The organism is Streptomyces sp. NRRL F-5126 (genome assembly GCF_000721265.1).
Lineage (GTDB): Bacteria > Actinomycetota > Actinomycetes > Streptomycetales > Streptomycetaceae > Streptomyces.
On sequence record NZ_JOFZ01000123.1, the window covers coordinates 1 to 394 of the forward strand.

A 394-nucleotide genomic window follows, 5' to 3' on the forward strand; every position below is an offset into this window, starting at 1 on the left:
CAATAGTGATTCCGGGAGTAGCGGCGAGCGAAACTGGATGAGGCTAAACCGTTCATGTGTGATACCCGGCAGGGGTTGCGTGGGCGGGGTCGTGGGAGTTTTTGTGACTGGTCTGCCGGCTGGTCGGCGAGTAAGAAACCGTGGATGTAGGCGAAGGGCATGCGAAAGGCCCGGCGTAGAGGGTAAGACCCCCGTAGCTGAAACGTTCACGGCTCGTTTGAAGATTTCCCAAGTAGCACGGGCCTCGAGAAATCCTGTGTGAATCTGGCGGGACCACCCGCTAAGCCTAAATATTCCCTGGTGACCGATAGCGGATAGTACCGGAGCCTGCGAGTTTGCGGTGTGTTGCGAGGTTAACCCGTGTGGGGGAGCCGTAGCGAAAGCGAGTCCGAAG

General features: G+C 58.1%; 1 rRNA gene. It reads left to right on the plus strand.

Annotation, left to right across the window (positions count from 1 at the left end):
* Nucleotides 1-324 (plus strand): 23S ribosomal RNA (locus tag IH48_RS0132625); the annotation flags it as partial.
* Between the last annotated feature and the right edge of the window lie 70 nt (nt 325-394).